The organism is Halochromatium sp. (assembly GCF_046541315.1).
In the GTDB taxonomy this organism is placed as follows: Bacteria; Pseudomonadota; Gammaproteobacteria; order Chromatiales; family Chromatiaceae; genus Lamprobacter.
Genome location: NZ_JBKHDN010000174.1, coordinates 1 through 5,839 on the forward strand (window position 1 = coordinate 1; position 5,839 = coordinate 5,839).

A 5,839-nucleotide genomic window follows, 5' to 3' on the forward strand; every position below is an offset into this window, starting at 1 on the left:
CCCAATCGCCGATACCCGATACCCGGGCCTGGACCGTCACCGCTTCGGTGCCGTTGGATCGACGATCGGCGCTTGCTCGGTGATCTCCGAGCGCACCAGCGCATAGTCCTCGCCGCGCGCCTGCTGCATCATCTGCTCGGCATCCTGAGTGGTGACCCCAAGCCCGTCCAGGGTCTCGGCGGCCAGGCGCAGGCTCGCCTCGACCGCCTCCGGGAAGGCGCGGCTGGCGCCGGCGCGAAATAGCGCGTCGCAGGCAGTCAGATCGCGCGCGCGCGCGACGATGATGACCTCCGGCGCATAATGCCGGATCAGGGTCGTGGCCTCGATGCAGGCACGCGGATCGTCGATGGTCAACACCACCACCTTGGCCTGCTCGATCTTGGCCGCCGCCAGCAGCGCCGGATTGCGCATGTCGCCATAGAACACCGGCTGCCCCTCGGCGCGCCAGCGTGCCACCAGCCCCGGATCTTGATCGAAGGCGACGAAGCGGATGCCGTGGCTGGCCAGCACCGCGCCGACGGTGTGACCGACCCGTCCATAGCCGGCGATCACCGCTTGCGGCCCGGCCTCCTGTTCGGGCTGATAACGGAAGCGCTCATCCACCGGCCCTTCCTCATCGCTCAAGCGCGCGCTCAGCAAGGCGCCGAGACGCACCAGCAGGGGCGTTGCCAGCATGCTGCCGGAGATCAGCGCGACCGCCATGGTGAAGGTCGCCGCATCGATGATGCCGAGCATCTTCGCCGCGCCGAACAGGATGAAGCCGAACTCGCCGGCTTGGCCGAGCATGAAGGCCACCTGCAACGCGCCCTTGCGCGATTGGCAGAAGCGTTGCGCGAGGACATAGATCAGCCCCACCTTGATCGCGATCAGGATCATCAGATGCAGCGCGAAGAGCAGCGGCTTGGCCGCCAACACGCCCAGATTCAAGGACATGCCGACGGTGACGAAGAACACGCTCATCAACAGCCCCTTGTGCGGCTCGATACTGGCATGGATCTGCACGCTATAGCGCGAGCGCGAGAGCATCATGCCCATCAAGAAGCCGCCGAGCGCCATCGACATGCCGGCGCGGTTCATCGCCCAGGCGGCGACGAAGACTGCGGCCAGGGTGACCAGGAAGAAGGCCTCGCGATTGCCCTGCCGCGCGAGCAGATCCAACACCAGCGGAATCAGATAGCGGCCGGCGACGATCACGCCAAAGAGCATCAGCAGGATCAGCCCCAGTTGCTCAAGCAACGGCAGCTCGGTCGGCAGATGTGCGCCGGCGCTGGCCGCCAGCGGCAACAGCGCCAACATCGGCACCACGGCGATATCCTGCATCAGCAATACCGCGAAGGCGGTCTGCCCGCGCGGCGTGGCGATCTCGCCCTTCTCGTAGAGTATCTGCATCACCAGCGCCGTCGACGACAGGGCCAGACTGAAGCCGATCAACAGTGCGATTGGCCAGGTCGCGACGAAGAGGCGAAAATAGACCGCCAGCGCTAGGCCAGAGAGCAGAATCTGCAACGAACCGAGCCCGAACAGCGTCCGCCGCATCTGCCACAGCCGGCTCGGATGCAGCTCCAGGCCGATGATGAACAAAAGCAGCACCACGCCCAGCTCGGTGAAGCGGCGCAGATCATCGACATTGCCAGTGACCTCCGGACCTGGGGTATAGGGGCCGATCAAGACCCCGGCCACCAGCAGACCGAGGATGGAGCCGAGGCCAAAGTGTTTGAACAGCGCCACCGCCGTCGCGGCGGCGATCAGCAGCAGAACGGAAGACTGAACAAAGGCTTCTGGGTCCATGAACGAACGGCAGCTCCATCAACGGGCGGTTAAGACAGCAGGGGAAATGATATACCCCCTTCACTGTGTTTTGCGCTCGGCGGCGGGATCACCGAGAATCCCCGAGATACCGAGAATCCCCGCGATAAAGACCCGACCCGACCCGAACGATCGGCCCGGCTCGGTCGGACCCGGGCTGCCTTGCCGATCAAACCTGTTCCCAGCCCCAAGGACACCGATGCGATGTGCGAACTCTTTGCGATGTCGAGCCGAGCGCCAGCGACCCTGGGCTTCTCGCTGGAGCGCCTAGCACGCCACGGCGGCGCCGAGGGTCCGCATCGCGACGGCTGGGGACTGGCCTTCTACGAGGGCGCGGACTGTCTCTTGCTGCGGGAACCGCGCCCGGCCAGCGAGAGCCCGCTGATGCAGTTCATGGAGCGCCAGGGCTTGCGCACCAAGCTCGGTCTCTGCCACATCCGCCTGGCGACCTTCGGCGCGCTGGCGCTGCGCAACACCCAACCCTTCGCGCGCGAACTCGGCGGGCGCATGCACGTCTTCGCGCACAACGGCGACATGCCGACCCTGGCCGATCAACCGGCCCGGTATCCGGCTCGCTTTTCGCCGGTGGGGGATTCCGACTCCGAACGCGCCTTCTGCGGATTGATGACCGAGCTGGCGCCGATCTGGGACGCGGCCTGGGGCAAGGTGCCAGACCTATCGACCCGGCTCGCCGTGATCGCCGACTACGCGCGCGAACTGAGGGCGCTCGGCCCGGCCAATTTCATCTACTCCGATAGCGATGCCCTGTTCGTGCACGCCGATCGGCGCACCCAGCCCGAGGACGGTCAACTCCGCGCGCCCGGTCTCTATCTGCTGCAGCGCTGCTGCTGGCGCACCGCGCCCGAATTGCAGGACGCCGGCGTCAACCTCTGCTCGATCCGCCAAGACGTGGCCTTGATCGCCAGCGTGCCGCTCACCGATGAGCTTTGGGAGCCCCTGGGGGAGGGCGACCTGATCGCCCTGCGCGACGGTCTCTGCTTCGGCGCCGATGGCCGGCAGGTCGAACCCGAGCGAGTCGCCGGCCGGCAGCCGCTGCCCCTAGCCCAGGCTGGGCACTGAGCGCCAATCCCTGGAGCCCAATCCCTGGGTCCCCATCCATGCGTCGGCCAACATCCGCCCGCGTCCCGCAGACCCTGGCAGCAGACCAGGCGACATAGATCGGCCGATCACACGCAGCCGGTGGGTTTGGGCAAGCCGCCCCACTTGCAGATCAGCTTCATCGGGCCCTTCTTGAAGATGTTGTAAAGCTCCTTGGTCGAGACGCCCTGCTTCTTGGCGAAGATGCGAATCGGCGGCACCACGCCGTCGTTGTCGTACATCGCGCGCGCCTCACGAATGAACTGCATCACCTGCTCATTCATCTCGAACTCATCCTGCTCGGCGAGTTCGATCGCCAGCTCCTCGGTCCAATCGTCGCGGTTGACCAGAAAGCCTTCATTGTCCAATGGAACGGCGACAGCCATAAAACACCTCGTCGGGTCGATTGCTGGATGGAAAGTCGGTTCGTATCGCTCTAGATGGCCTCGCCACGTCAAGATTCCACCTTATACGGACCAGGGTATTCGGGCGCCATCCCCCGCGCCACCATCGACCTTCAACCTTCAACGCGCGCCGCGCGCACCGCCTCCAACACGCCATCCCAGAAACGGATGCGCGCGCAGATCGCCTCCTCGGCCGCAACCACCGCTTCCTCAAGACGCTCGGGATCATCGCCGCAGAGCTGATCGAGCATCGCCAGCGACAACGGCCCATGGAAATCCTCGTCCAGATGGATGTGGCGGTGCAGATAATAATGAAAGGCCGGCGCATCCTGTTCGGTGATCGCCATTCGCGACAGCAGCGAGCGAAACATCTCCGGGATCACCCGCTCGCGCCCCACCGCGAGCGCTGCCGCGACCGCATGCGGCTTATCCTCGCGGATGAAGCAAAAGGTGGTCTCGGTGAAGTAGCGCGAGGGCAGGGGCACCAGCTCGGAGTAGAGCGCCGCATCCAGCCCCTGGGCTTGCACCCGCTCCAGGAAACGGCGCGGATTCTCGCCATCGGCGCCGATTTCGTGCATGGCCGTGCAATAGAACTCGAAATGGCTGCTGTAGCGCGGGCCGTCGCTGCCCTCGATGACATCGGACTCTTCCTCAAGCGTCAACTGATTGATGAAATACCGCACCGACGGGTTGCCGTGCGGCATCCAGGGCACCTGAGTCGGTGCCAGCTTGCCCTGCAGGTATTTGATCAACGACATGAAGTCCCATACCGAGAAGACATGATGGGTCATGAACACCCGCAGATCGTCGATATCCTTGAGTTCGGCATAGATCGGATGCTGGTTGAGTTCCTCGACCAGGGGTTGCAGGGGCGTCAGATCGGGTGCTGCCATGGAATGCCTCGGTTGCTGTACGTCGGGATGTAACGGCCAATATACGCCCGAACCGGCGCGGACCAAGCGCGCGCCGCGCAAGAGATTCGGTATAGTAAGCCACTCGCTTTACACCATCCGCGCCATCTCATCGATCACTCGCAGGGGGTACCCATGGACCAGATTTCCGCTGTTATCGGCGCCATCAACGGCTGGGTGTGGGGCCCGCCGATGCTCGTGCTGATCCTCGGCACGGGCCTGTATCTCTCCATCGGCCTCAAGGCCATGCCCATCTACCGGCTCGGCTACGGCTTTCGCATGCTCTGGCGCGGCCGCAAGGAGCAGGGCAAGGGCGATATCACGCCCTTCAACGCGCTCATGACCTCGCTCTCGGCGACCATCGGCACCGGCAACATCGCCGGCGTCGGTACCGCGCTCGCCATCGGCGGTCCCGGCGCCCTGTTCTGGATGTGGATCACCGCCCTGGTCGGCATGGCGACCAAATATGCCGAGGCCGTGCTCGCGGTGCGCTATCGCGAGGTCGACGCCAAGAACAACCACGTCGGCGGGCCGATGTACTACATCCGCAACGGGCTCGGCAAGAACTGGCGCTGGCTGGCGGTCCTGTTCGCCCTGTTCGGCGCCCTGGCCGGCTTCGGCATCGGCAACACCGTCCAGGCCAACTCGGTGGCCGATGCGTTGACCACCCGGTTCGGCGTGCCGGCACTCGGCACCGGCCTGGTGATGGGGCTCCTGGTCGGGCTGGTGCTGATCGGCGGCATCCGCTGGATCGCGCAGGTGGCCGGCAAGCTGGTGCCGCTGATGGCGCTGGCCTATCTCCTGTCCGGGCTCATCGTGCTGGCGCTCAATCTCGGCGAGATCCCGAGCGCCGTCGTCACCATCGTCGAATACGCCTTCACACCCGCCGCCGGGGTCGGTGGTTTCGCCGGCGCCTCGGTGATGCTGGCACTGCAGATGGGCGTCGCGCGCGGCATCTTCTCCAACGAGGCCGGCCTCGGCAGCGCGCCCATCGCCCATGCCGCCGCCGAGACCGACAGCCCGGTGCGCCAGGGCACCATCGCCATGCTCGGCACCTTCCTCGACACCATCGTCATCTGCACCATCACCGGCCTGGTGATCGTGATCTCCGGCCAGTGGCAGGCCGAGAGTTCGGAATACACCGACTGCGTCGCGCGCGGCGGCGTCATCGAGGAGCGCGTCGACAGCTCCTGGATGATCCGCAAGCCGAGCACCGTCTGCGTGCTCGAGACCGCCGACGGCGCCAGCGAGGAACACGATCGCAACATCACCGGCGCCCCCCTCTCCGCCGCCGCCTTTGGCGAGGAACTGCCCGGCAGCGGTACCTATGTGGTCTCGCTCGGGCTCGCGCTGTTCGCGTTCACCACCATCCTCGGCTGGAGCGTCTATGGCGAGCGCTGCATCGAATACCTGTTCGGCATCCACGCCATCATCCCGTTCCGGGTGCTCTGGGTGCTGGCGGTGCCGATCGGCGCCATCAGTCAGCTCGATTTCGTCTGGCTACTGGCCGATACGCTCAACGCGATGATGGCGATCCCGAACCTGATCGCGCTGGTGTTGCTGAGCCCGGTGGTGTTCAAGCTCACCCAGGCGTTCTTTCAGGACAAGCGCGCGGCGGAT

5 protein-coding genes are annotated in these 5,839 nt (G+C 65.4%); 2 read left to right on the forward strand and 3 right to left on the reverse strand.

Going from position 1 to position 5,839, the window contains the following annotated elements:
* Positions 1 to 36: 36 nt before the first annotated feature.
* Entirely contained in the window at positions 37 to 1,788 is a 1,752-nt protein-coding gene (locus tag ACLFQI_RS10835) for a cation:proton antiporter (protein WP_410759255.1), read from the reverse strand.
* 180 nt (positions 1,789 to 1,968) lie between these two features.
* Between ACLFQI_RS10835 and ACLFQI_RS10840 the strand changes: the two genes are divergently transcribed.
* Positions 1,969 to 2,886 carry a class II glutamine amidotransferase gene (locus tag ACLFQI_RS10840; RefSeq protein ID WP_410759256.1) on the forward strand — a complete coding sequence of 306 codons (918 nt, stop codon included), beginning with the start codon at positions 1,969 to 1,971 and terminating at the stop codon, positions 2,884 to 2,886.
* Between the two features lie 107 nt (positions 2,887 to 2,993).
* Here ACLFQI_RS10840 and ACLFQI_RS10845 read toward each other — a convergent pair whose 3' ends face one another.
* Both ACLFQI_RS10845 and ACLFQI_RS10850 read right to left on the reverse strand, forming a co-directional pair.
* On the reverse strand, positions 2,994 to 3,290 hold the full coding sequence (locus ACLFQI_RS10845; RefSeq protein ID WP_410759257.1) for a TusE/DsrC/DsvC family sulfur relay protein: 297 nt from the start codon (positions 3,288 to 3,290) through the stop codon (positions 2,994 to 2,996).
* Between the two features lie 131 nt (positions 3,291 to 3,421).
* Complete coding sequence (locus tag ACLFQI_RS10850) at positions 3,422 to 4,201, reverse strand: DUF3050 domain-containing protein (protein ID WP_410759259.1); 780 nt, start codon at positions 4,199 to 4,201, stop codon at positions 3,422 to 3,424.
* Between the two features lie 153 nt (positions 4,202 to 4,354).
* Between ACLFQI_RS10850 and ACLFQI_RS10855 the strand changes: the two genes are divergently transcribed.
* On the forward strand, positions 4,355 to 5,839 hold a 1,485-nt coding region (locus ACLFQI_RS10855), incomplete at its 3' end, for an alanine/glycine:cation symporter family protein (RefSeq protein ID WP_410759260.1).